Origin of the sequence: Pseudomonas sp. 30_B (genome assembly GCF_017491605.1) — a bacterium.
GTDB lineage: Bacteria > Pseudomonadota > Gammaproteobacteria > Pseudomonadales > Pseudomonadaceae > Pseudomonas.
The window spans coordinates 421,910-445,873 of record NZ_JAFGYY010000001.1 but is presented as its reverse complement, the minus strand read 5'-3'; the positions used below and the strand labels follow the sequence as shown (position 1 = coordinate 445,873).

The following is a 23,964-nucleotide window of genomic DNA, read 5'->3' as shown; positions in this document are numbered from 1 at the left end:
ATGAAAGCCCTCGCGGCCTGCACACTGCTGCTCTGCGCCGCCACCGCGCAGGCCGAGAGCATGCGGTGCGGCAGTGCCCTGGTCAACGCGGGCGACCGCGCCTGGGAAGTCGAGCAGAAGTGCGGCGCGCCTGAGCATCGCGATGAGGTCGGTTACTCCCTCGGTAGTTACGACAATCGCGAGTACCGCATTGAGGAATGGGTCTACGGGCCGCGCAACGGCACGACCTATATCCTCACCTTCGAAGCCAACCGGCTCAAGACCATCGAGTTCAAGCGCAATTGACCCCATGCATTAACCTGCGCCCGGCGCTGCTGGTGCTCCTGCTGCTCGCCGGGCAGTCCGAAGCCGCCAGCCTGCGTTGCAACAGCAAGCTGATCAGCACCGGCAACCTCACCAGCGAGGTGCTCGATCGCTGCGGCCCCCCTGTCGACCGCTCGTTCCTCGGCTACAAGGAAGTGGTCGGCGACTGGGGCCAGCGCAACGAAGTCGCTGTGGAGGAATGGATCTACGGCCCCTGGAACGGCATGGTTTATTTCGTGCGCTTCGAGGGCAACCGCCTGACCACCATCCAGAGCAAACGCAGCGGCAACTGACATCCGCGCCTCGCCAGTGCTAGCCTGCAGCCTCTTCGCGCCAAGGACCGGTCGCCCATGCTCATCGTCCCCGCTGAACACCCGCTGGACTGGAAGAAACCTCCGGTCGTCACGCTGCTGCTTATCCTGCTCAACGTCCTGATCTACTTCGGCTACCAAAGTGGCGATTACCAGCGGCGCGAGCAGGCCATCCAGGTCTATCTCGACCAGGACCTGCTGAGCCGCGAACGACCGCTGTTCAGTGCCGCCCTGGAGCGTCGCGAGCGCATCCAGCCGGATCAACGCCAGGCGCTGGAAGCCCTGCCCCGTACGCAACTGGCCTGGCTCATCCTCAGCGACCTCGAATTCGGCCACGACCTGCGCAGCCTGCCGGCCTACGAGCAGGACCGCGCCTGGCAAGCCGCCCGTGGAAAGGCGGAAAGCGTACGGGATCGCCTGAGCAGCCTGCGCTTCGGCTTCGTACCGGCGCGCTTCACCGTCGAAGGGCTGTTCGGCTCGATGTTCCTTCATGGCGACTTCTGGCACCTGGCCGGCAACATGGTGTTCCTGTTCCTCTTCGGCTTCGCCCTGGAAATCGCCCTGGGCCGCTGGATGTACCTGGGCCTGTACCTGTTCTGCGGACTCTGCTCGGGGCTGCTCTGGTGGGCACTGGACCCGGCCTGGGTGCCTGGCATAGGCGCCTCGGGCGCGATCTCCGGGCTGATGGGCATGTACATCGGGGTCTATGGGCTGCGGCGCATCCGCTTCTTCTATTGGCTCGGCCCCCTGATTGGTTACTTCAGTGCGCCGGCGTTATGGATACTGCCGCTGTGGCTGGGCAAGGAGTTGTTCGGGTTGCTGCGCGCCGCGGATCACGTCAATTACTATGCGCACATCGGCGGCCTGGTGTCGGGATTCATCGCCGTCTGGCTGCCGCGCCAGCTGGGTGGATTGAAAGTCGATCACGCTTATCTCGCCAAGGAAGCCCCCGACGCCCCGTTCAAGCGCGCCCTGAACAGCCTCGACGAACAGATCGGCCGCTTCGCGCTTGACCAGGCAGCAGTGCGGGGAAGCGAACTGCTCGACCTCTACCCTGGCCGCCTTCCATTGATCGAACGCCTCTATGGAGTCGCCAGGGCACGCCAGGACCGCGCCTTGATGGGGCCCGTGCTCAAGCAACTCTTCGCCCTGCCCCGCAGCCAGGAGGCCGATGCCCTGGTTCGCCGGCTGGCCGACGGGAGTGCCACGAACGACCCGAACCTGCTGAGCCATCCGGCCATCCAATTGCACCTGCTGCGCAAACTGCTGCAACTCGATGAGCCAACCCGTGCGCTGGGCTGTTGGCGCAGGCTGGTTGCGTCCGGACAACGGCCGGAACACTTGCCGGCGCTGACCCTCCAGCTGGCCAAGCGCCTGAACCCGCGACAGGACGCCCGAAGCATTGCCGAGATGACGCACTTCCTGCGTCGGCACTTTCCCGATGCCGACCCGACCCGGCAGATCCTTCTCTACCAGCAACACCTGGCCCCTCGCACGCCCTGAATGAAGAAGCCCCGCCATGACGAGCATGGCGGGGCTTCGATCGACGCAGGCCGTGCGCCTAGTCCACCGCCTTCAGTCCGTCGGCGGAAACGGCTTTCACACCCTTGATGTCCTGGGCTGTCTTGATGGCCAGTTGGCGTTCAGCGTCGGTCTTGACGTTACCGGAAAGGGAAACCACACCCTGGTTGGTTTCGACCTTGATGTTGGTGGCGCCGATGTCCTTGTTGGCGATCAGCATGGATTTCACCTTGCTGGTGATCCAGGTGTCGGAAACCGCCTGTTCGGTCTTCTGAACCGTATCGTTCGCGGCCAGCGTCGTCGGCTGGGCGAACACCGAGTTGGCGAACGAGAAGCTCAGGGCGGTTGCTGTGGCGGCGGCAAGGGCCAGTTTGCTGAAGCGATGTTTCATGGCGGTCTCTCCTGATGGTTGAAGACTGCTGCCTCCTCCTGGCGGCAGTTGCATCAGGAGTCTCGCAAGCGCCGTGCCAGCCTCAGCGAGACATTAAATCCGATAAAAATCAGATAGTTATAAAAAACAGCATTATGCAGATTGCATAGTCAGCCCTGCACCGCCATGCAACTTGCACGGCGGTACTCAGGCGCTTTTACCAAGACTCGCCAGTACGGCTTCCAACTGCACGACCTCACTCATCCGCTCGAACAGCGGATAGCGCTGGCGGATGAACGCCAGCAGTTGCCGGGCCGGTTCGACCTGCCCAAGCGCCTCGGAGAAGCCCCGCGCCGCCAGCAGATAGGCACTCGGGATGCCCGGGTAGTCCGGAAAGCGCTGGTGCAGATTGCGCAGCAGGCTCAGGGCCTCTCGCGCCTTGTGCCGCTCCAGCAGCAGTTCGGCGAGGCGCTCGCACACCAGCGGATCGTCCGGCAGATAATCCGCCTGCAGTTGGCGGGCATTGAGGAACGCCGTGACGGCCAAGGGCGTATTCAGGCGAACCGCCAGCGGCAGGTAATGAGGCAGATGCTTCAGGCACTCGCTGCGCGCATTCAACGAGAACAGCAACTGGTGATAGCGCTCGTTCAGCTTGAGGTCCCGCGCGCCTTCGCGCAGTGCCTCCTGCAATATCTCCAGCGCGGCGCCACCCTGCCCTTCCTTGACATGGATCTCGGCCTCGGCCAGTGCCTTGCGACGACGCCACTCCGGCGCAGGGAAACCTGCAGGCACATCGTCACCGGCAGCCACATAGCCCAGTTCGCCCTGATACTGGAACACCGCATAGCCCATCATGGCGCACATCACCACGCCGAAGTAACCGCTGAGCAGGGCCACCACCGGCACCATCACCACCCGGGGAAGGCCCTGGGCCAGGAACCAGCCGACATAGCTGGGCGACTGCCAGAGGATGAACAGGAACACACAGAGGATCAGGTAACGCCAGCCCATGGCGCTCATGACCTGGCCGATTTCCGCCGGGCTCAGCGCCGAGCCGAGGCTCTTGTCCAGCGACAGGCGGATGATGCTCGCCGGCAGCGCCAGCATGAGGGCGATATTGACGCCCCAGTAGATCGCCTCGCTGTGGAAGTCCTCCGCCAGCCACAGCAACACCAGCACAATGACGAACACCGCCAACTGTTGAAAGAATGTCTGCAAACTCTCCAGGCGGAAGGCTTCGACCAGGCTCGGAGCCTCCTGGCCGCCGAAGCTGGCTGTCTCGATCACGCTATGCAGGTATTTGGTAGCCACCGCGAACAGCGCCAGCCAGAGCAGCAGAACGCCAGGCATGAACACGCAAGCCAACGCCAGCAACGCGGCAAAGGCCAGAGGGCCACGTTGCAGGCCGTAGGCGAAGAAGCGCGGCAGGCGCTCCCAGAACGGCTGGGCGGTGTTGGCGGCGCCGAGATAGCGCAACGCACCCCGGCACAGTGGGCAGGCCGGCGCATATTCCGGCGCATCGGAGTTCAGCGGTACGCAACAATCCCCGTAATGACGCTCGCATGGCGGGCAATACCAGGTCGCGGGCTGGGCACTGTGGTAGTGGCAATGACGCTTGTCCATCTCGGGCATCCTTGGTACGAGATCGGCGAATGGCGCATTCTCAAGGCAAAAAAAGAGGGCCCGCAAGGGGCCCTCTTCTCTTTCACCGGTTGCTTACACGCCAGAGGCTTCAGCAGCGGCTACGTCCTTGATGGACAGCTTGATGCGGCCACGGTTGTCCACGTCGAGAACCAGGACTTTGACTTCCTGGCCTTCCTGCAGAACGTCGGTGACCTTGTCGATGCGCTTGTCGCTGATCTGCGAGATGTGCACCAGACCATCCTTGCCCGGCAGGATGTTGACGAAAGCGCCGAAGTCGACGATGCGCTCGACCTTGCCGACGTAGATCTTGCCGATCTCGGCTTCCGCGGTGATACCCAGGACGCGCTGCTTGGCGGCCTCGGCAGCTTCCTTGGTTTCGCCGTAGATCTTCACGCTGCCATCGTCCTCGATGTCGATCGAGGCCTTGGTCTCTTCGCAGATGCTGCGAATGGTGGCGCCGCCCTTGCCGATGACGTCGCGGATCTTGTCGGTGTCGATCTTCATCTGGATCATGGTCGGCGCGTTTTCCGACAGCTCGGCGCGCGGAGCGGCGATGATCTGGTTCATCTGACCGAGGATGTTCAGGCGAGCTTCCAGGGCCTGGCCCAGGGCGATCTCCATGATCTCTTCGGTGATGCCGTTGATCTTGATGTCCATCTGCAGGGCGGTAACGCCCTTGTCGGTACCGGCAACCTTGAAGTCCATGTCGCCCAGGTGGTCTTCGTCACCCAGGATGTCGGTCAGGATGGCGAACTTGTCACCTTCCTTCACCAGACCCATGGCGATACCGGCAACCGGCGCCTTGACCGGAACACCGGCGTCCATCAGAGCCAGGGAAGCGCCGCAGACCGAAGCCATGGAGCTGGAACCGTTGGACTCGGTGATCTCGGAAACGACGCGGATGGTGTAGGGGAACTCGTCCTGGGTCGGCAGCATGGCAGCGACGCTGCGACGGGCCAGACGGCCGTGACCAATTTCACGACGGCCCGCGCTGCCCATGCGGCCACACTCGCCTACCGAGAACGGCGGGAAGTTGTAGTGCAGCATGAAGGGGTCTTTGCGCTCGCCTTCGAGGGTGTCCAGCAGCTGGGCATCGCGGGCGGTGCCGAGGGTGGCAACGACCAGGGCCTGGGTTTCGCCACGGGTGAACAGTGCCGAGCCGTGGGTCTTGCCCAGTACGCCGACTTCGATCTTCAGCGGGCGAACGGTGCGGGTGTCGCGGCCGTCGATACGCGGTTTGCCGTTGACGATGTTTTCGCGAACGGTGCGGTATTCCAGCAGGCCGAAGACTTCCTTGACTTCACTCGCGGAGAACTGGCCTTCGCCTTCGCCGGCGAACTTGGCGACGATCTGCTCGCGCAGGGCGTCCAGGGCCGCGTAACGGTCCTGCTTGACGGTGATGGTGTAGGCCTCGGAGATGGCAGCACCGAACTCGGCCTTGATGGTGTTGACCAGGGCAGTGTTCTCGACCGGCGCGGTCCAGTTCCAGCTCGGCTTGCCCGCTTCGGTTGCCAGTTCGGCAACGGCACGAATGACGGCCTGGAATTCTTCGTGGGCGTACAGAACGGCGCCCAGCATCTGGTCTTCGGTCAGCTCGTCGGCTTCGGATTCAACCATCAGTACGGCGTCGGAGGTACCGGCCACGACCATGTCGAGGCTGGAACTCTGCTGCTGCTCGTAGGTCGGGTTGAGGATGTAGCCGATTTCCGGGTGGAAGCCAACGCGGGCAGCACCGATCGGGCCGGCGAACGGAATGCCGGAGATCGCCAGGGCGGCGGAGGTGCCGATCATGGCAGCGATATCCGGATCGGACTTCTTGTTGGTGGAAACGACGGTGCAGACAACCTGCACTTCGTTCATGAAGCCTTCCGGGAACAGCGGGCGGATCGGACGGTCGATCAGGCGCGAGGTCAGGGTTTCCTTCTCGGAAGGACGGCCTTCACGCTTGAAGAAACCACCGGGGATGCGGCCAGCTGCGTAGGTCTTCTCCTGGTAGTGCACGGAGAGCGGGAAGAAGCCCTTGCCCGGGTCGGCCTGCTTGGCGCCGACAACGGTGCACAGCACGGTGACGTCGTCCATGGTGACCAGGACGGCACCGGTGGCCTGGCGGGCAATGCGGCCAGTCTCGAGGGTTACGGTCGACTGACCGAACTGGAATTTCTTGATTACCGGGTTCACGGTTTCTCTACCTTCTCTTTAGTTGCCTTGGGGGAAATCGTGGAAATGCCGGGAGTCGGACCCGAATTCATTCCCTATAAAAGCGAGAAAGCCGGGAGCCAGAGCCGTTGAGCGGTATGAACCGCTCAACGACTCCGGACTCCCAGCTTCCCACTTCAGGCTTGCCGTCTTAGCGACGCAGACCCAGGCGACCGATCAGGGCGCTGTAACGAGAGGTGTCCTTGCTCTTCAGGTAGTCCAGCAGCTTACGACGCTGGTTAACCATACGGATCAGGCCACGACGGGAGTGGTGGTCTTTGCCGTTGGCCTTGAAGTGGTCCTGCAGCTTGTTGATGTTGGCGGACAGCAGTGCAACCTGCACTTCCGGGGAACCGGTGTCGCCTTCAGCTTGCTTGTACTCGTTAACGATCTGGGCTTTTTCTTGGACGCTCAGTGCCATGATGGGGCTTCCTCTGAGGTAACAGGCCAGGGACTTCTCCCTGTGTTCATAGTAAGAGGAGTGACCGTGCCTGCTGACAGCCACCCTCGGTTTCGGCCTTAAGACCGAATCAGTCGACGCGGCGCCAAGCGCCCGTCTTCGGTCACTTCACCGATACCGATGAAACGACCTTCGTGATCCTGCACCCGCAACATGCCGAACTTCGGCATCTCGGGAGCGCGCACCGGCTGCCCGTGCAGCCAGTAGTAGGCGCTGTGCTCGGAAAGCTGCAGCAGCGGCCAGTGCTCCAGGCCAGCATCCACCGGCAGCAGGAAGCGGTCGAGGGCTTCGTTGCCGCCCTCGGCATGGATTTTCTCGAGTTCTTCCAGCGTCACCGACTGGTTCAGCTGGAACGGCCCGGCCTGGGTCCGGCGCAGGGCGGCGACGTGAGCGCCACACCCAAGCTCGCGGCCTATGTCTTCGACCAGGGTGCGAACGTAGGTGCCCTTGCTGCAGGAAACGGCCAGCGTCGCACAGGGCGACTCGAAGGCGAGCAAATCCAGGCGCGCAATAGTAACAGAACGCGCCTCGCGCTCCACTACCTCTCCTGCACGCGCCAGCTTGTAGAGCGGCTGGCCATCCTTCTTCAGGGCCGAATACATCGGCGGCACCTGCTCTATGTCGCCACGGAAGCGCGGCAACACGGCCTCGACGACTTCCCGACCGACGGTCACCTCGCGCTGATCGACCACTTCGCCCTCAGCATCGCCGGTGGTGGTGGTAACGCCCAACTGGGCAACGGTCTCGTAGGCCTTGTCGGCGTCGAGCAGGTACTGGGAGAACTTGGTCGCCTCGCCGAAGCACAGCGGCAGCACGCCGGTGGCCAGGGGATCGAGGCTACCGGTGTGACCGGCCTTCTCGGCGTTGAGCAGCCAGCGCACCTTCTGCAGGGCCTGGTTGGAGCTCATGCCGCGCGGCTTGTCGAGCACCAGCACGCCGTTGACCGCACGGCGGATTCGTTTTACCTGGGCCACGCCTTACTCCTCGGAGTCGCCGCCGTGGCGGCGATCTTCGGCTACCGCCCGCTCGATCAGCGCCGACAGCTCGGCGCCACGGCGGATGCTGGCGTCGTAGCTGAAGTGCAGTTGCGGCACAGTGCGCAGCTTCATTGCCTTGCCTAGCTGCATGCGCAGGAAGCCCGCGGCATCGTTGAGGATGCTGGTGTTCTGCTTCACAACCTCGGCGTTATCGTCCTGGCCCATCACGGTGACGAACACCTTGGCATGGGACAGATCGCGCGCCACGTCGACGCCGGTGATGGTCACCAGGCCCAGGCGCGGGTCCTTGATTTCACGTTGGATCAGCAGCGCCAGTTCGCGCTGCATCTGGTCGCCGATACGCTGGGTACGGCTGTACTCTTTAGCCATTTTCCTAACCTGCTTACCCGAGCCGAAAGGCTCCGGGCCTGAAAGCGGCAAACGCCCGGGGCAGCTTTCAAACTGGCCCGGGCGCTGCGTTCACGCTCGAATACCCTTACAGAGTACGAGCGACTTCGACCTTCTCGAACACTTCGATCTTGTCGCCGACGCGGACGTCGTTGTAGCTCTTCACGCCGATACCGCATTCCATGCCGGCACGGACTTCGGCGACGTCGTCCTTGAAGCGACGCAGGGATTCCAGTTCGCCTTCGAAGATCACCACGTCGTCGCGCAGTACGCGGATCGGACGGTTGCGGTGTACCAGACCCTCGGTGACCATGCAGCCGGCGACCGCGCCAAACTTCGGCGAACGGAACACGTCACGCACTTCGGCGATACCCAGGATGTTCTCGCGAACATCGCTGCCGAGCATGCCGGTCAGGGCTTTCTTGACGTCTTCGATGATGTCGTAGATCACGTTGTAGTAACGCATGTCGAGGCCTTCGGACTCGACGATCTTGCGCGCACCCGCGTCAGCACGGACGTTGAAGCCGAACAGCACCGCGTTGGAGGCCAGCGCCAGGTTGGCATCGGATTCGGTGATACCACCGACGCCGCCGCCGACCACGCGAACCTGCACTTCGTCGTTGCCCAGACCAACCAGCGAGCCCTGCAGGGCTTCCAGAGAACCACGAACGTCGGCCTTGAGGACGATATTGAGGGTCTTCTTCTCGTCCTGGCCCATGCTCTCGAAGATGTTCTCGAGCTTGGCGGACTGCTGGCGAGCCAGTTTGACTTCGCGGAACTTGCCTTGACGGAACAGAGCAACTTCGCGGGCCTTCTTCTCGTCGGCGACCACAGTCATCTCGTCACCGGAATCCGGGGTGCCATCAAGGCCCAGGATCTCGACCGGAATGGACGGACCGGCTTCCTTGATCGGCTTGCCGTTCTCGTCGAGCATCGCACGGACGCGGCCGTAGTTGACGCCGACCAGGACCATGTCGCCCTGACGCAGGGTACCGTCCTGGACCAGCACGGTGGCTACCGGGCCACGGCCCTTGTCCAGACGGGACTCGACCACCACGCCACGGCCCGGGGCCGACGGAGTGGCTTTGAGTTCCAGTACTTCAGCCTGCAGCAGTACGGCTTCGAGCAGCTCGTCGACGCCGGTACCCATCTTGGCGGATACGTGGACGAAGGGAGCATCGCCGCCCCACTCTTCCGGGATCACATCCAGAGCGGCCAGGCCGTTCTTGATGTTGTCCGGGTTGGCGTCCGGCTTGTCGATCTTGTTCACCGCGACCACGATCGGCACGCCAGCCGCTTTCGCGTGCTGCACGGCTTCCTGGGTCTGCGGCATCACGCCGTCGTCCGCCGCCACCACGAGGATGACGATGTCGGTCGCCTGGGCACCACGGGCACGCATCGCGGTGAACGCGGCGTGGCCGGGAGTATCGAGGAAGGTGACCATGCCGCGGTCGGTTTCCACGTGGTAGGCACCGATGTGCTGGGTGATGCCGCCGGCTTCGCCCGCAGCCACCTTGGCACGACGGATGTAGTCGAGCAGCGAGGTCTTGCCGTGGTCGACGTGACCCATCACGGTCACTACCGGTGCACGCGGTACGGCTTCGCCTTCGAACTTCAGGGACTCGGCCAGCTGTTCTTCCAACGCGTTCTCGCTGACCAGCTTGACCTTGTGGCCGAACTCTTCAGCTACCAGTTGGGCAGTTTCCTGGTCGAGCACCTGGTTGATGGTGACCGGGCTGCCCATCTTGAACATGAACTTGACGACATCGGCGCCCTTGACCGCCATCTGCTGAGCGAGCTCAGCCACGGTAATGGTCTCGCCGATACTGACTTCGCGCACAATCGGTCCTGTCGGGCTCTGGAACCCGTGCTGGTTACGCTTCTTGAGCTTGGCCTTGCCACGACCACCGCCGCGACGACCGAAACTGTCCTCGTCGTCGACGCCTGCGCGGACGACGCGCGGAGCGCTGGTCTTTTCCTTTTCCTTGATCGACGGGCGATGCTGGGCATGCTTGCGATCGCGGCGCTCGTCCTCGTCGTCGCGCTTGGGCACACGACGCGGCTCTTCCTTCTTGCGGTCATCCGCGGCCGGAGCTGGGGCTGCTGCAACGGCGGCAGCCGGAGCCGCTGCCGGAGCGGCGGCACGCGGGGCTTCCGCAGCGGCCGACGGGGTGGCGACTGCAGCAGTCTCGCTAGCCTGACGGGCAGCTTCGGCCTGACGGCGGGCGTCCTCGGCAGCGGCGCGCTGACGGGCCTCTTCCTCGGCCTTCAGACGAGCAGCTTCCTCGGCGGCACGCTGCTCTTCCAGCTCGCGCTGGCGCTCGGCCTCGAGCTCAGCGGGGTCACGCTTGACGTAGGTTTTCTTCTTGCGAACCTCGACGCTGACGGTCTTGCTGCCAGCGACTTTCAAGGTCGAGGTGGTCTTGCGTTGCAGGGTGATCTTGCGCGGCTCTTCCGCGCGCTCACCATGGCTGCCTTTCAGATGGGCCAGCAGCGCTTGCTTCTCGCTGTCGGTTACCACCTGCTCGGCATTGCTATGCGGCAGACCGGCTTCGCGCATCTGCTGCAGCAGGCGTTCTACCGGCGTATCGACCGTCTTGGCCAGTTCTTTCACCGTGACTTGCGTCATGCACTTCTCTCCTCAGGCCGCGAATGCTTACTCGAACCAATGGGCCCGGGCGGCCATGATCAACTTGCCGGCACGCTCTTCGTCCATGCCGTCGATGTCGAGCAGATCGTCAATCGATTGCTCGGCCAGATCTTCACGGGTGGTTACGCCACGCAGCGCCAGATCCACCGCCAGCTCTTTGGTCATCCCATCGAGGCTGAGCAGGTCTTCGGCCGGTTGTGCGTCGGCAAGTTTCTCTTCGGTGGCGATGGCTTTGGTCAGCAGGCGATCCTTGGCGCGCGAGCGCAGCTCATTGACGATGTCCTCGTCGAAGCCGTCGATGCTGAGCATCTCTTCCATCGGTACGTAGGCGATTTCTTCCAGGGTGGTGAAACCTTCTTCCACCAGTACCTGGGCCAGTTCCTCGTCGACATCCAGCTCGTCGACGAAACGCTGCAGGATGTCGCCAGTCTCAGCCTGCTGTTTGGCCTGGATATCGGCCTCGGTCATCACGTTCAGGGTCCAGCCGGTGAGTTGGCTGGCCAGACGTACGTTCTGACCGCTGCGCCCGATAGCCTGGGCCAGGTTGTCTTCAGCGACGGCGATATCCATGGTGTGGGTATCTTCGTCGACGATGATCGCCGCCACTTCGGCCGGAGCCATGGCGTTGATCACGAATTGCGCGGGGTTGTCGTCCCACAGGACGATGTCCACTCGCTCGCCGCCCAGTTCGCCGGAAACGGCCTGGACGCGGGAACCGCGCATACCGATGCAGGCGCCCTGCGGATCGATACGCTTGTCCTTGGAGCGGACGGCAATCTTGGCGCGCGAACCCGGGTCACGGGCGGCGGCCATCACATCGATCAGCTGCTCGGCGATTTCCGGCACTTCGATGCGGAACAGCTCGATCAGCATTTCCGGCGCGGTGCGCGACAGGACCAGCTGCGGACCACGGTTCTCGCTGCGGATCTCCTTGAGCAGGGCACGCACGCGGGTGCCGACGCGGAAGGTTTCGCGCGGGATGATCTGGTCGCGGGCCAGCAGCGCTTCGGCGTTGTTGCCCAGGTCGACGATCACGTTATCGCGAGTGACCTTCTTGACGGTGCCGGAGATGATCTCGTTGACCTTTTCGCGGTAGGCGTCGACCACCTGTGCGCGCTCGGCCTCGCGGACCTTCTGCACGATGACCTGCTTGGCGGTCTGCGCGGCGATACGACCGAACTCGATGGACTCGATCTTCTCTTCGATGACCTCGCCGGCCTTCATGCCGGGGTGCTCTTCCTGCACGTCTTCGACGGTCAGTTCCGATGCCGGATTGGAGTAGTCCTCGTCCTCGACGATGGTCCAGCGACGGAAAGTTTCGTAGTTGCCGTTGGCGCGGTTGATCTCCACGCGCAGGTCAACCTCGTCCTCGAAACGCTTTTTGGTCGCGGTCGCCAGGGCCAGCTCCAGCGCTTCGAAAATCACGCCAGGCGGTACACCCTTCTCGTTGGATACCGACTCAACAACCAGCAGTACTTCTTTGCTCATCGTACGCCTCGCCTTTCAATCCATTGGAATCCGCGCTCTGGCGGCTCACTCAAATCGGGGAATGATGTTGGCCTTGTCGATCGAATCGACCGGCAGCAGGTATTCATGGTCGTCTACCAGGACCACCACATCCTGCTCCTCCACACCACGGAGAATGCCCTGGAAATTGCGCCGCCGTTCGAAGGGCGTACGCAGCTTGATCTTTACCTGCTCGCCGACATAGCGGGCGAACTGGTCAAGCGTAAAGAGAGGCCGATCCATGCCGGGGGAGGACACTTCCAGGGTGTACTCACCACTGATCGGGTCTTCCACATCCAGGATGCCGCTGACCTGACGACTGACGATCTCGCAGTCATCGATCAGGATGCCTTCCGGACGGTCGATATAAACCCGGAGCAGGGAATGACGACCTTGGGAAATGAACTCCAGGCCCCAGCACTCATAGCCGAGCGCTTCTACTACAGGGGCCAACAAGGCCTGCAACTGTTCTAGCTTGCTCGACACCTGATCGCCTCGCGTATGCTGTAGAAACAAAAAATGGGCGAAACGCCCATCCCTTAAGGACCGCCCTGACCTGGCGGCACGGACTGTCCAGCTAGCAAAAAGCCCCTGAAAAGGGGCTCTGCTAAACTGGTTGCGGGAGCAGGATTTGAACCTACGACCTTCGGGTTATGAGCCCGACGAGCTACCAGACTGCTCCATCCCGCGTCAAAGCTGGTGCGAAATTATACGGTTGAGCCCCTTGAAGGTCAACCGAAACTCCGGAACGAAAAGGCCCGCACAGCGGGCCTTTCGTATATGGTACCGAGGAGGGGACTCGAACCCCTACAGCCTATGGCCACTACCACCTCAAGGTAGCGTGTCTACCAATTCCACCACCTCGGCAAAAACTCTTGCCTGCTTACTTCTGCTCAGGAGCCGCCGGAACATCGCTGTTACCGGTCGCAGGAGCCTGTTGCTGCCCTTGCGAGCCCGGCACATCGTTAGCTGCCGGAGCCTTTTCCTGCTTTTGCTCCATCACTACCGGATCAGGAAGGCCGGCATGACGAATCATATCAGCTTTTTCTTTAGCAAAATACGCTAAACCCAAGCTGGTAATGAAAAAAACTGCAGCGAGTATACCAGTAAAACGACTCAGGAAGGTAGCAGAACCTTGGCTACCGAAAACGGTGGCCGAAGCACCAGCACCGAACGACGCACCAGCGTCGGCACCCTTGCCATGCTGAAGCAGGACCAGCACAACCAGACCCAGCGCCATCAGCAGGTGAATCACGATTACAACTGTTTCCAGCATCTTCAGTTTCCTGCGGCGCGACAGATCGCACCGAACTCATCCGCATTCAGGGAGGCACCACCAATGAGCCCCCCATCGATATCCGGCATTCCGAACAGCTCGACAGCATTGGCTGCCTTGACGCTGCCGCCGTACAGGAGACGAAGGCCGCGAGCTACTTCAGCGTTTTCCGCCGAAAGCTGCGCGCGAATCGCCGCGTGCACTTCCTGGGCTTCTTCAGGAGAGGCCGTCAGCCCCGTCCCAATCGCCCACACCGGCTCGTAAGCCACTACAGCACGGGAAAACGCCCCGACGCCCAGATCTTCGATCACCGAGCCCAACTGGCGCCCGACGACTTCCAAAGTCTTGCCTGCTTCGCGCTGCTCGCGGGTTTCACCCACGCACAGCACCGGAACCAGGCCACACGATTGAACCGCTGCAAACTTGCGACTGATCACTCCATCGCTTTCACCCAGTATCAGGCGACGCTCGGAGTGACCAACCAGCACCAGAGAGCAACTCGCATCCGCCAATTGGCTGGCTGCGACCTCACCCGTCAAGGCGCCCTGCATCGGCTCTACCGCGCAATTCTGCGCACCGACGGCAATCGCCTTACCCTCCAAACCATGTTTGACCTGGTTGATGTACAGACAGGGCGGAAACACCGCCACGTCGACACCCGTAGGAAGAGCCAGTTGCCGCAGGCCTTTGATCAGCTCCGTTACACTGGAGCGGGTACCGTGCATTTTCCAATTACCGGCCACCAGGGGTCGACGCATGCTGTACCTCGCTGAGCAAAGTGGGCGCAGATATTACTCGACAGTTTTGGAACTGACAAGAGAAATCAAGCACATACCTCAGTCACGACTTTCGCCAGCTGCTCGGCGTACGCCCGCACCCGGCCCTCTTCGTCACCTTCGACCATCACCCGCACCAGCGGCTCGGTGCCCGATTTGCGCAACAATACGCGCCCACGGCCGGCCATCTCTTCAGTGACCTTGGCACAGGCCTCCTTGACTGCCGGATGTTCCAGCGGGTCAACATTGCCACCGGCAAAGCGCACATTGATCAGCACCTGCGGACACTTGCGGATGCCCATGCGCGCCTCGGCCAGATTCTGGCCGCGCGTCTTCAGCGCCATCAGCACCTGCAGCGCAGCAATGACAGCGTCGCCCGTCGTCGTATGCTGGCAGCAGACGACGTGACCGGAGTTCTCGCCGCCCAACTGCCAGTTCCGCGCGAGCAGCTCGGCCATCACGTAGCGGTCACCCACCTTGGCGCGCACGAACGGAATGTTCAGGTCCTGCAGCGCCAGCTCCAGCCCCAGGTTGCTCATCAGCGTGCCGACCACGCCACCATGCAACTTGCCGCGATCGAGCAGGTCGCGGGCGATCAGGAAAAGGATCTCGTCGCCGTCGACCACCGCGCCGGTGTGATCCACCATCATCACTCGATCGCCGTCGCCATCGAAGGCGATACCGAGGTCGGCCTGCTCGGCCAGCACCGTTTGCTGCAGCACCTCGATATGGGTCGAGCCGCACTTGTCATTGATGTTCAGGCCGTTCGGCTGCGCACCGATCACCGACACCTCGGCACCCAGCTCGCGGAATACGCTCGGGGCGATCTTGTAGGTTGCGCCATGGGCGCAATCGAGCACGATACGCAGCCCGGCGAAATCGGTATTGGACGGCACGCTGCTCTTGCAGAATTCGATGTAGCGACCTGCGGCGTCGTTGATGCGCGACACCTTACCCAGGCGGGCCGACTCGACAACGGTCATCGGCGCATCGAGCAGCTCCTCGATGATCAGCTCGACCTCATCGGGCAACTTGGTGCCCTGACCGGAGAAGAACTTGATGCCGTTGTCGTCATGCGGGTTGTGCGACGCACTGATAACGATGCCGGCTTCGGCATGGAAGGTGCGAGTCAGGTAGGCAATACCCGGCGTGGGCATAGGACCGAGCAGCATGACATCGGCGCCCGCGGCAGAGAGCCCTGCCTCCAGCGCGGATTCGAACATGTATCCGGAAATCCGGGTGTCCTTGCCCACCAGCACACGGCATTTGCCCTGCTGACGGAACGCCATGCCGACCGCCCAACCCAGCTTGAGCACGAAATCCGGCGTGATCGGCGGCGTGCCTACACGGCCGCGAATACCATCGGTGCCGAAATACTTCCTGCTCATGCGAATCTCCCCTCTTCCTTTGCACTTTCCACTGCGTGAATCATTTGAACCACGTCCACCGTCTCGGCGACATCATGGACGCGAATAATGCTGGCCCCCTTGGCCACCGCCAGCGCCGCCAGGGCCAGACTTCCATAGAGACGTTCATCGACCTCCCGACCCAGCGCGCGGCCGACCATGCTCTTGCGGGAAACCCCGACCAGCATCGGACAGCCCAGCTCCAGCAACCGCTCCATCTGCCGGAACAGGTTGAGATTGTGATTCTGGGTCTTGGCGAAACCGAAGCCAGGATCGACGATGATCTTTTCCCGGGCAATGCCCACCGCTTCGCACACCGCAATGCGCTCCCCAAGGAAGTCGAGAACCTCCTGGATGATGTCGGGATAGCGCGGGTCGTCCTGCATGTTCCCCGGCTCACCCCGCATGTGCATCAGGCAGACCGGCAGGCCGGTATCGACTGCGGCATCCAGGGCGCCATCGCGCTGCAGGGAACGCACATCATTGATGAGGCCAGCACCGAGACGAGCGGTCTCGCGCATCACGGCCGGCGTGGAGGTATCCACCGAAATCACCACATCCAGTTCACGGGCGATCGCCTCGACTACCGGAGCGACGCGTTCCAGCTCCTCGGTGGGCGACACCACTCGAGCTCCCGGACGGGTCGACTCGCCGCCGATATCGATCAGCGTGGCACCGGCTGCCACCATCTCTGCCGCATGACGCAACGCAGCATCGTGCTGATTGAAGCGTCCACCATCGGAGAAGGAGTCAGGGGTGACGTTGAGGATGCCCATGACATGCGGGCGACTCAAATCAAGAACCCGGCTGCCGCAAGGCAACCGGGTCGGGTGGTACAACGAACTCATTCAGTGCTCTCAGTGTTCGCCAGCGGGCCCGCCAATCGGGTTTTCCTGGCGACCTTCGTCGCGCGGCGCGGGAGCATTGCCGGAGGACCCGGAATTGCCACCCTGCCAGTCACGCGGCTCGCGCGGCGTGCGGCCGGCCATGATGTCGTCGATCTGATCGGCGTCGATGGTTTCGTACTTCATCAGCGCGTCAGCCATCATGTCGAGCTTGTCGCGGTTTTCTTCCAGCAGGCGCTTGGCAGTGCCGTAGCAGTCATCGATGATGCGGCGCACTTCCTGGTCGATCAGCTTGGCGGTCTCGCCGGACACATTGGCGTGCTGGCTGCCAGCACTGCGTCCGAGGAAGACTTCACCCTCTTCTTCCGCGTACATCAGCGGACCGAGCTTCTCCGACAGGCCCCATTTGGTCACCATGTTCCGCGACAACTGGGTGGCGCGCATGATGTCGTTGGATGCGCCGGTGGTCACGCCCTCGAAGCCCAGGGTCATTTCCTCGGCGATACGGCCGCCGAACAGGGAGCAGATCTGGCTTTCCAGGGCACGCTTGGACAGGCTGTAGCGGTCCTCTTCCGGCAGGAACATGGTCACGCCCAGGGCGCGGCCGCGCGGAATGATCGAAACCTTGTAGACCGGGTCGTGTTCCGGCACCAGACGGCCAACGATGGCGTGGCCGGCTTCGTGGAACGCGGTGTTCTTCTTCTCTTTCTCGGACATGACCATGGTCTTGCGCTCGGCGCCCATCATGATCTTGTCCTTGGCCAGCTCGAACTCACGCATGTCGACGATGCGCTTGTTGGCGCGAGCGGCGAACAGCGAGGCCTCGTTGACCAGGTTGGCCAGGTCGGCACCGGAGAAGCCCGGGGTACCGCGTGCGATCACGGCCGGATCGACGTTGTCGCCCAGCGGGACCTTGCGCATGTGCACCTTGAGGATCTGTTCGCGGCCACGGATGTCCGGCAGGCCGACCACCACCTGGCGGTCGAAGCGCCCCGGACGCAGCAGCGCGGGGTCGAGCACGTCCGGACGGTTGGTCGCAGCGATGACGATGATGCCGTCATTCATCTCGAAGCCGTCCATCTCCACCAGCAACTGGTTGAGGGTCTGTTCGCGCTCGTCGTGACCGCCACCCAGGCCGGCGCCACGATGGCGACCGACGGCGTCGATCTCGTCGATGAAGATGATGCAGGGTGCGTGCTTCTTGGCCTGGTCGAACATGTCGCGAACACGGGAAGCGCCCACGCCGACGAACATTTCCACGAAGTCCGAACCGGAAATGGTGAAGAAAGGCACCTTGGCTTCGCCGGCAATGGCCTTGGCGAGCAGGGTCTTACCGGTACCGGGCGGACCGACCATCAACACGCCGCGCGGGATGCGACCGCCCAGGCGCTGGAACTTGCCCGGATCGCGGAGGAACTCCACCAGCTCGCTGACCTCTTCCTTGGCTTCGTCGCAACCGGCGACGTCGGCGAAAGTGGTCTTCACCTGGTCTTCCGACAGCAGGCGGGCCTTGCTCTTGCCGAAGCTCATCGGGCCGCCGCGGCCACCGCCGCCGCCCTGCATCTGGCGCATGAAGAACATGAAGACCGCGATGATCACCAGGATCGGGAAGCTCGCCACCAGGAGCTGAGTCCAGATGCTCTGCTGTTCGGGCTGTTTGCCTTCGACAACGACGTTGTTGTTGACCAGGTCGCCGATCAGGCCGTTGTCCTGGATCGCCGGGCGAATGGTCTTGAAGGTGTCACCATCCTGGCGCTTGCCGGTGATGACGTAACCGTCGACGGTCACGCGCTCGACCTTGCCGTCCTTCACCTGCTGGATGAAGTCGGAATAGTTGAGCGTCTGTGGCTCGCTCGGGCTGGAGAAGTTGTTCATCACGGTGACGAGTACCGCCGCGATGATCAGCCACAGAATCAGGTTCTTTGCCATGTCGTTCAATTGACTACCCTCTGAAGCCGGCTCCGCCCTGGAAACCGCTTCTCACGACGGCCAGACTCCTTCCGGCCAAAATTACTACACAACGCCCGCCGCCAGGCAGGCGCCGTCTGTAACCCTTTATGAACCCCGGCTTTCACCGGTACAAGCAAAACCTGCAAGGCATAGACCAACAGCCGGCCCAATCATTCCAGTCTAGGCGCCGCGAAAGCCCCGTGCGAGCAGATACTGCTCCCGTGAACGGTCGCGGGACGACAGCGGCTTGCGCATCTGTACCTTCTCGAAATTCTCGCGAACCTGCTTGTGGTAAGCGTCGAAACCCTCACCCTGGAAAATCTTGATCAGGAAATCGCCCCCCGGACGCAGCACACGGGTGCACAGATCCAGGGCCAGCTCGCAGAGGAACATGGCACGAGGCATGTCCACGGCGGGCAATCCACTCATATTGGGGGCCATATCGGAAATCACAAGGTCTACCGGATTCTCTCCGATGGCCTGCAGCAACTGGGCAAAAACCTCGTCCTCGGTGAAGTCGCCCTGGATGAAGGTGACGTCCGGAATGCTGTCCATCGGCAGGATGTCCGACGCAATCAGGGTGCCCTTGTCGCCGATCACCCGGCTGGTGACCTGCGACCAGCCGCCCGGCGCCGCGCCGAGGTCGACCACGGTCATGCCCGGGCGCAGGATGCGATCCTTCTCCTGGATTTCCAGCAGCTTGTAGCTGGCACGCGAGCGATAGCCGTCGCGCTGTGCCATCTTCACGTAAGGATCGTCGAAATGTTCTTTCAGCCAGCGATGGCTAGTCTTGGAACGGGCCACGTATTACCTCGTCTGAGCGGCATCCCGGTATAACCGAAACTCGGGTAGAATATCCGCCTTTTTTCCCAGGGGTCAGATTATGGCGCTCTCTCAGGAGCAGAAAAAGCAGTTCAAATCTATCGGGCATCACCTGAAACCCGTATTGACCGTCGCTGAAAACGGTCTCTCGGAAGGCGTGATGGCCGAGCTTGAGCGTGCACTCAACGATCATGAACTGATCAAGGTGCAGTTCCGCATCGCCGAACGTGACGACCGTCGCGCGCTGATCGACGAACTCTGCCAGAACGGCAGCTGCGAACTGATCCAGGTCATCGGCAAGATGGCGCTGATCTATCGCCGCAATCCCAAGCCGAACAAGAACCTGTCGAACATCAGCCGCTACAGCGGTCTCTGACAGTCAAGCCCGGCAGCGCGGAGCCGGCAAGGCTCCGCCGCGTCAGTTCCGCTCGTCCCGCCCCGGCGCCGGCTGCAGCACAAGCAGCAACCCGCAGAGCGCCACCACCAGGTAGTTGAACAGCAGCCAACGCTCGGCGTCCGGCGCGACCTGGCGTACTCCGAAATACACCATCGTCATCACCAGCACACTGAGCAGCAATTGCCCACGCATCTCGCGGGTGAAGGCGGCGAATCCGCGCGTCTGCCAGAGCACCAGGGCCTGGAGCAACGCGCAGAAACCGGCGAAACCCAGCAGCAGCGGCTTCAGGGCATCCGCCACCGCATCCACCAGCAGCGGCGCCAGGCCGATCTTGGCCAGCGCCGGCAGCATCACGAATTGAAGCAGCCAAAGGCCACCGACCCAGAATGTCTGGGCCAGCAGCCAGCTGATGGTGCCTGCGCTTGGACTTTGCCGATCAGGCGTGGCGGACTTCAACGATCTCGTACTCGACGTCACCGCCCGGAGTCTTCACCAGTACGGCGTCGCCTTCGGTCTTGCCGATCAGCGCACGGGCGATCGGCGAGTTGACCGAGATCTTGCTGTTCTTGATGTCCGCCTCGTCGTCGCCGACGATCTGGTAGGTCACGGTCTCGTCGGTCTCGACGTTGGCGATGTCCACGGTAGTGCCGAAGATCACCTTGCCGGAGTGCGGAATGGTGGTCACGTCGATGATCTGCGCGTTCGACAGCTTGGCCTCGATGTCGCGGATACGCGCCTCGGACATGCCCTGCTGTTCACGGGCCGCATGGTACTCGGCGTTTTCCTTGAGGTCGCCCAGCTCACGCGCTTCGGCGATGGCCTGGGTGATCTGCGGGCGCAGAACGGTCTTCAGGTATTTCAGTTCTTCTTCCAGGGCGCGAGCGCCCTGGACGGTCATTGGAAATTTGCTCATGCGTTGATTCCTGCATGGAGATCCTGCAGACGGCGAACGGTCTTCTCGGGACCGAACTTGAGCGCCTCACAGATCGCCTGACCCGCCGCGATGGTGGTGGTGCAGTAGATCTTGTGCTGCAGGGCGTTACGACGGATGGAGTACGAGTCAGCGATGGACTGGCGACCTTCGGTGGTGTTGATGATCAGGGTGACTTCGTCATTCTTGATCATGTCGACCACGTGAGGACGGCCCTCGGTCACCTTGTTCACGCGGCGCACCGGCAGACCGGCAGCCTCGATGACGCGGGCGGTACCGGCGGTGGCGACCACTTCGAAGCCCAGCGCGACCAGGTCGCGGGCGACCTGAACGGCTTGCGGCTTGTCGTCCTCGCGGACGCTGATGAAGGCGCAACCGGCGTTCGGCAGGATTTCGCTGGCGCCCAGCTGGGCCTTGGCGAATGCCTCACCGAAGCTGTCGCCGACACCCATCACCTCGCCCGTGGATTTCATCTCTGGGCCGAGGATCGGGTCGACGCCCGGGAACTTGGCGAACGGGAACACCGCTTCCTTGACGCTATAGTAAGGCGGGATCACCTCCTGGGTGAAGCCGACTTCGGCCAGGGACTTGCCGGCCATGACGCGGGCCGCCACCTTGGCCAGCGACTCGCCGATGCACTTGGAGACGAACGGCACGGTACGGGACGCTCGCGGGTTCACCTCGATCACGTAGATGTCCTCGCCCTGCACGGCCATCTGCACGTTCATCAGGCCGACCACGCCGAGCTCCAGGGCCATCTTCTTGACCTGTTCGCGGATCTCGTCCTGGATGTGCTGCGGCAGCGAGTACGGCGGCAGCGAGCAGGCGGAGTCACCGGAGTGCACGCCAGCCTGTTCGATGTGCTGCATGATCGCACCGATCACCACGGTCTCGCCGTCGCACACCGCATCGATGTCGACTTCGATGGCGCAGTTGAGGAAGCGGTCCAGCAGCACCGGGCTGTCGTTGGAGACCTTCACGGCTTCGCGCATGTAGCGCTTGAGCTCTTCTTCCTGGTAGACGATTTCCATCGCACGGCCGCCCAGTACGTAGGACGGACGCACCACCATCGGGTAGCCAATATTCTTCGACAGCTCCAGGGCCTGGTCTTCGCTGCGCGCGGTAGCGTTGGCCGGCTGACGCAGGTTCAGGCGCTGCACCATCTGCTGGAAGCGCTCACGGTCTTCGGCGCGGTCGATGGCGTCCGGGCTGGTGCCGATGATCGGCACACCGGCTTCTTCCAGGGCACGGCAGAGTTTCAGCGGAGTCTGGCCGCCGTACTGCACGATGACGCCCTTGGGCTGCTCGACGCGGACGATTTCCAGCACGTCTTCCAGGGTAACCGGCTCGAAGTACAGGCGGTCGGAGGTGTCGTAGTCGGTGGAGACGGTTTCCGGGTTGCAGTTGACCATGATGGTCTCGTAACCGTCTTCACGCATGGCCAGCGCGGCGTGTACGCAGCAGTAGTCGAACTCGATGCCCTGGCCGATGCGGTTCGGACCGCCGCCCAGGATCATGATCTTGTCGCGAGTCGACGGATTGGCTTCGCACTCTTCCTCGTAGGTCGAGTACATGTAGGCGGTGTCGGTGGCGAATTCGGCGGCGCAGGTGTCCACGCGCTTGTACACCGGCAGCACCTTGAGCTTCTGGCGATGGCTGCGCAGGTTCTTCTCGGTCACACCGAGCAGCTTGGCCAGGCGGGCGTCGGAGAAGCCCTTGCGCTTGAGCTTGTACATCAGGTCGCGGTCGATAGCGGACAGACCCAGGGTCTTCACGCGCTCCTCGTCCTTGACCAGGTCTTCGATCTGCACCAGGAACCACTCGTCGATGCGGGTCAGGTCGAAGACTTCGGCGATGCTCTTGCCGGCGCGGAAGGCGTCGGCGACGTACCAGATGCGGTCGGCATTGGGCACGGTCAGCTCGCGCTTGAGGATGCCTTCGGCTTCCGGATCGTTCAGGTCCAGCTTCGGATCGAAACCGGTGGCGCCGACTTCGAGGCCACGCAGGGCTTTCTGCACGGATTCCTGGAAGGTGCGGCCGATGGCCATGACTTCACCCACGGACTTCATCTGGGTGGTCAGACGGGCGTCGGCTTTCGGGAATTTCTCGAAGGCGAAACGCGGGATCTTGGTGACGACGTAGTCGATCGCCGGCTCGAAGGACGCCGGGGTGCGGCCGCCGGTGATGTCGTTCTGCAGCTCATCGAGGGTGTAGCCGACAGCCAGCTTGGCGGCGATCTTGGCGATCGGGAAGCCGGTGGCCTTGGAAGCCAGCGCCGAGGAACGCGATACGCGCGGGTTCATCTCGATCACGACCATGCGGCCGGTGTTCGGGCAGATGCCGAACTGCACGTTGGAACCGCCGGTTTCCACGCCGATCTCACGCAGCACCGCCAGCGAGGCGTTGCGCATGATCTGGTATTCCTTGTCGGTCAAGGTCTGCGCCGGAGCCACGGTGATCGAGTCACCGGTGTGCACGCCCATCGGGTCGAAGTTCTCGATGGAGCAGACGATGATGCAGTTGTCCTTCTTGTCGCGGACAACCTCCATCTCGTATTCCTTCCAGCCGATCAGCGATTCGTCGATCAGCAGCTCATTGGTCGGCGACAGGTCCAGGCCACGGGCGCAGATCTCTTCGAATTCTTCGCGGTTGTAGGCGATGCCGCCGCCGGTGCCGCCCATGGTGAAGGACGGACGGATGATGCAGGGGAAGCCGACCTTCTCCAGCACGCCGTAGGCTTCTTCCATGCTGTGGGCGATGCCCGAGCGCGGGCAGGCCAGGCCGATGTCGCGCATGGCCTTGTCGAAGCGCGAGCGGTCTTCGGCCTTGTCGATGGTGTCGGCGTTGGCGCCGATCATTTCCACGCCGAACTGCTCGAGCACGCCGTGGCGCTCGAGGTCCAGGGCGCAGTTCAGAGCGGTCTGGCCGCCCATGGTCGGCAGCAGCGCGTCAGGGCGCTCCTTCTCGATGATCTTGGCGACGGTCTGCCACTTGATCGGCTCGATGTAGGTGGCGTCGGCCATGGCCGGGTCGGTCATGATGGTGGCCGGGTTGGAGTTCACCAGGATGACACGGAAGCCTTCTTCCTTCAGGGCCTTGCAGGCCTGTGCGCCGGAGTAGTCGAACTCGCAGGCCTGGCCGATGACGATCGGGCCGGCGCCGAGGATCAGGATGCTCTTGATGTCTGTACGCTTGGGCATGGGACTCTCGTTGCA

22 protein-coding genes and 2 tRNA genes are annotated in these 23,964 nt (G+C 62.6%); 4 read left to right on the top strand and 20 right to left on the bottom strand.

Annotated features, from left to right (window positions below; all coding sequences use genetic code 11):
* From J5M67_RS01975 to J5M67_RS01965, 3 genes are read left to right on the top strand one after another with little or no spacing between them, the layout of a single operon-like run.
* Positions 1-285, top strand: coding sequence for a DUF2845 domain-containing protein (locus tag J5M67_RS01975; protein WP_207882754.1), 285 nt, complete (start codon positions 1-3; stop codon positions 283-285).
* Positions 282-596 carry a DUF2845 domain-containing protein gene (locus J5M67_RS01970; protein WP_243434423.1) on the top strand — a complete coding sequence of 105 codons (315 nt, stop codon included), beginning with the start codon at positions 282-284 and terminating at the stop codon, positions 594-596. The genes J5M67_RS01975 and J5M67_RS01970 overlap by 4 nt, the downstream gene beginning before the upstream one ends.
* Positions 597-653: 57 nt before the next feature.
* Entirely contained in the window at positions 654-2,117 is a 1,464-nt protein-coding gene (locus J5M67_RS01965) for a rhomboid family intramembrane serine protease (protein ID WP_207882752.1), read from the top strand.
* 58 nt (positions 2,118-2,175) lie between these two features.
* Here J5M67_RS01965 and J5M67_RS01960 read toward each other — a convergent pair whose 3' ends face one another.
* The 17 genes from J5M67_RS01960 to rlmE all read right to left on the bottom strand — a co-directional run bounded on the left by J5M67_RS01960 (position 2,176) and on the right by rlmE (position 19,403).
* Positions 2,176-2,526 (bottom strand): BON domain-containing protein, encoded by a 351-nt coding sequence (locus tag J5M67_RS01960; RefSeq protein ID WP_207882750.1) that lies wholly within the window; start codon positions 2,524-2,526, stop codon positions 2,176-2,178.
* Between the two features lie 186 nt (positions 2,527-2,712).
* A complete protein-coding gene (locus J5M67_RS01955) occupies positions 2,713-4,128 on the bottom strand; it encodes a hypothetical protein (RefSeq protein WP_207882749.1) in 1,416 nt (471 codons plus the stop codon).
* 93 nt (positions 4,129-4,221) lie between these two features.
* Entirely contained in the window at positions 4,222-6,327 is a 2,106-nt protein-coding gene (pnp, locus tag J5M67_RS01950) for a polyribonucleotide nucleotidyltransferase (protein ID WP_207882747.1), read from the bottom strand.
* 169 nt (positions 6,328-6,496) lie between these two features.
* Positions 6,497-6,766 carry a 30S ribosomal protein S15 gene (gene rpsO, locus J5M67_RS01945; RefSeq protein WP_017518939.1) on the bottom strand — a complete coding sequence of 90 codons (270 nt, stop codon included), beginning with the start codon at positions 6,764-6,766 and terminating at the stop codon, positions 6,497-6,499.
* A 98-nt stretch (positions 6,767-6,864) separates the two neighbouring features.
* The gene (gene truB / locus J5M67_RS01940; RefSeq protein ID WP_207882741.1) at positions 6,865-7,779 is read right to left on the bottom strand and encodes a tRNA pseudouridine(55) synthase TruB; all 915 of its coding nucleotides are present in this window, start codon (positions 7,777-7,779) and stop codon (positions 6,865-6,867) included.
* Positions 7,780-7,782: 3 nt separating this feature from the next.
* Positions 7,783-8,172: a 30S ribosome-binding factor RbfA gene (gene rbfA / locus J5M67_RS01935; RefSeq protein WP_207882733.1), complete on the bottom strand. Its 390-nt coding sequence runs from the start codon at positions 8,170-8,172 to the stop codon at positions 7,783-7,785.
* 106 nt (positions 8,173-8,278) lie between these two features.
* Entirely contained in the window at positions 8,279-10,819 is a 2,541-nt protein-coding gene (gene infB, locus J5M67_RS01930; protein WP_207882731.1) for a translation initiation factor IF-2, read from the bottom strand.
* Between the two features lie 27 nt (positions 10,820-10,846).
* Positions 10,847-12,328, bottom strand: a complete 1,482-nt coding sequence (gene nusA, locus J5M67_RS01925) for a transcription termination factor NusA (RefSeq protein WP_015478930.1) — start codon at positions 12,326-12,328, stop codon at positions 10,847-10,849.
* 45 nt (positions 12,329-12,373) lie between these two features.
* On the bottom strand, positions 12,374-12,832 hold the full coding sequence (gene rimP / locus J5M67_RS01920; RefSeq protein WP_207882729.1) for a ribosome maturation factor RimP: 459 nt from the start codon (positions 12,830-12,832) through the stop codon (positions 12,374-12,376).
* A gap of 127 nt (positions 12,833-12,959) precedes the next feature.
* Positions 12,960-13,036, bottom strand: a tRNA-Met gene (locus J5M67_RS01915).
* Positions 13,037-13,127: 91 nt separating this feature from the next.
* A tRNA-Leu gene (locus tag J5M67_RS01910) sits at positions 13,128-13,213 on the bottom strand.
* Positions 13,214-13,229: 16 nt separating this feature from the next.
* Positions 13,230-13,622: a preprotein translocase subunit SecG gene (gene secG / locus J5M67_RS01905; protein WP_207882727.1), complete on the bottom strand. Its 393-nt coding sequence runs from the start codon at positions 13,620-13,622 to the stop codon at positions 13,230-13,232.
* Positions 13,623-13,624: 2 nt separating this feature from the next.
* The gene (gene tpiA, locus J5M67_RS01900) at positions 13,625-14,380 is read right to left on the bottom strand and encodes a triose-phosphate isomerase (protein WP_207882725.1); all 756 of its coding nucleotides are present in this window, start codon (positions 14,378-14,380) and stop codon (positions 13,625-13,627) included.
* 65 nt (positions 14,381-14,445) lie between these two features.
* Positions 14,446-15,786, bottom strand: a complete 1,341-nt coding sequence (glmM, locus tag J5M67_RS01895) for a phosphoglucosamine mutase (RefSeq protein WP_207882723.1) — start codon at positions 15,784-15,786, stop codon at positions 14,446-14,448.
* The gene (folP, locus tag J5M67_RS01890) at positions 15,783-16,652 is read right to left on the bottom strand and encodes a dihydropteroate synthase (protein WP_207882721.1); all 870 of its coding nucleotides are present in this window, start codon (positions 16,650-16,652) and stop codon (positions 15,783-15,785) included. Before folP ends, glmM begins: the two co-directional genes overlap by 4 nt.
* 9 nt (positions 16,653-16,661) lie before the next feature.
* A complete protein-coding gene (ftsH, locus tag J5M67_RS01885) occupies positions 16,662-18,578 on the bottom strand; it encodes an ATP-dependent zinc metalloprotease FtsH (protein WP_207882720.1) in 1,917 nt (638 codons plus the stop codon).
* A gap of 201 nt (positions 18,579-18,779) precedes the next feature.
* The gene (rlmE, locus tag J5M67_RS01880) at positions 18,780-19,403 is read right to left on the bottom strand and encodes a 23S rRNA (uridine(2552)-2'-O)-methyltransferase RlmE (RefSeq protein ID WP_017518950.1); all 624 of its coding nucleotides are present in this window, start codon (positions 19,401-19,403) and stop codon (positions 18,780-18,782) included.
* Between the two features lie 79 nt (positions 19,404-19,482).
* Between rlmE and J5M67_RS01875 the strand changes: the two genes are divergently transcribed.
* Positions 19,483-19,797, top strand: coding sequence for a YhbY family RNA-binding protein (locus J5M67_RS01875; RefSeq protein WP_207882711.1), 315 nt, complete (start codon positions 19,483-19,485; stop codon positions 19,795-19,797).
* 42 nt (positions 19,798-19,839) lie between these two features.
* Here the strand turns inward: J5M67_RS01875 and J5M67_RS01870 are convergent, their stop codons facing one another.
* Genes J5M67_RS01870 through carB form a run of 3 tightly spaced genes read right to left on the bottom strand, consistent with a single transcriptional unit; the run spans position 19,840 to position 23,949 of the window.
* Positions 19,840-20,274, bottom strand: coding sequence for a DUF4149 domain-containing protein (locus tag J5M67_RS01870; RefSeq protein WP_207882709.1), 435 nt, complete (start codon positions 20,272-20,274; stop codon positions 19,840-19,842).
* Entirely contained in the window at positions 20,255-20,731 is a 477-nt protein-coding gene (gene greA, locus J5M67_RS01865) for a transcription elongation factor GreA (protein ID WP_017518953.1), read from the bottom strand. Before greA ends, J5M67_RS01870 begins: the two co-directional genes overlap by 20 nt.
* Positions 20,728-23,949, bottom strand: coding sequence for a carbamoyl-phosphate synthase large subunit (carB, locus tag J5M67_RS01860; RefSeq protein WP_207882707.1), 3,222 nt, complete (start codon positions 23,947-23,949; stop codon positions 20,728-20,730). The genes greA and carB overlap by 4 nt, the downstream gene beginning before the upstream one ends.
* Between the last annotated feature and the right edge of the window lie 15 nt (positions 23,950-23,964).

What these genes read in the sequence shown, in the direction of transcription:
- J5M67_RS01960 (WP_207882750.1), bottom strand. Translation starts at nt 2,526, where the DNA reads ATGAAACATCGCTTCAGCAAACTGGCCCTTGCCGCCGCCACAGCAACC.
- J5M67_RS01965 (WP_207882752.1), top strand. Translation starts at nt 654, where the DNA reads ATGCTCATCGTCCCCGCTGAACACCCGCTGGACTGGAAGAAACCTCCG.
- J5M67_RS01955 (WP_207882749.1), bottom strand. Translation starts at nt 4,128, where the DNA reads ATGGACAAGCGTCATTGCCACTACCACAGTGCCCAGCCCGCGACCTGG.
- tpiA (WP_207882725.1), bottom strand. Translation starts at nt 14,380, where the DNA reads ATGCGTCGACCCCTGGTGGCCGGTAATTGGAAAATGCACGGTACCCGC.
- ftsH (WP_207882720.1), bottom strand. Translation starts at nt 18,578, where the DNA reads ATGGCAAAGAACCTGATTCTGTGGCTGATCATCGCGGCGGTACTCGTC.
- secG (WP_207882727.1), bottom strand. Translation starts at nt 13,622, where the DNA reads ATGCTGGAAACAGTTGTAATCGTGATTCACCTGCTGATGGCGCTGGGT.
- glmM (WP_207882723.1), bottom strand. Translation starts at nt 15,786, where the DNA reads ATGAGCAGGAAGTATTTCGGCACCGATGGTATTCGCGGCCGTGTAGGC.
- J5M67_RS01875 (WP_207882711.1), top strand. Translation starts at nt 19,483, where the DNA reads ATGGCGCTCTCTCAGGAGCAGAAAAAGCAGTTCAAATCTATCGGGCAT.
- carB (WP_207882707.1), bottom strand. Translation starts at nt 23,949, where the DNA reads ATGCCCAAGCGTACAGACATCAAGAGCATCCTGATCCTCGGCGCCGGC.
- greA (WP_017518953.1), bottom strand. Translation starts at nt 20,731, where the DNA reads ATGAGCAAATTTCCAATGACCGTCCAGGGCGCTCGCGCCCTGGAAGAA.
- rpsO (WP_017518939.1), bottom strand. Translation starts at nt 6,766, where the DNA reads ATGGCACTGAGCGTCCAAGAAAAAGCCCAGATCGTTAACGAGTACAAG.
- J5M67_RS01975 (WP_207882754.1), top strand. Translation starts at nt 1, where the DNA reads ATGAAAGCCCTCGCGGCCTGCACACTGCTGCTCTGCGCCGCCACCGCG.
- infB (WP_207882731.1), bottom strand. Translation starts at nt 10,819, where the DNA reads ATGACGCAAGTCACGGTGAAAGAACTGGCCAAGACGGTCGATACGCCG.
- nusA (WP_015478930.1), bottom strand. Translation starts at nt 12,328, where the DNA reads ATGAGCAAAGAAGTACTGCTGGTTGTTGAGTCGGTATCCAACGAGAAG.
- rbfA (WP_207882733.1), bottom strand. Translation starts at nt 8,172, where the DNA reads ATGGCTAAAGAGTACAGCCGTACCCAGCGTATCGGCGACCAGATGCAG.
- folP (WP_207882721.1), bottom strand. Translation starts at nt 16,652, where the DNA reads ATGAGTTCGTTGTACCACCCGACCCGGTTGCCTTGCGGCAGCCGGGTT.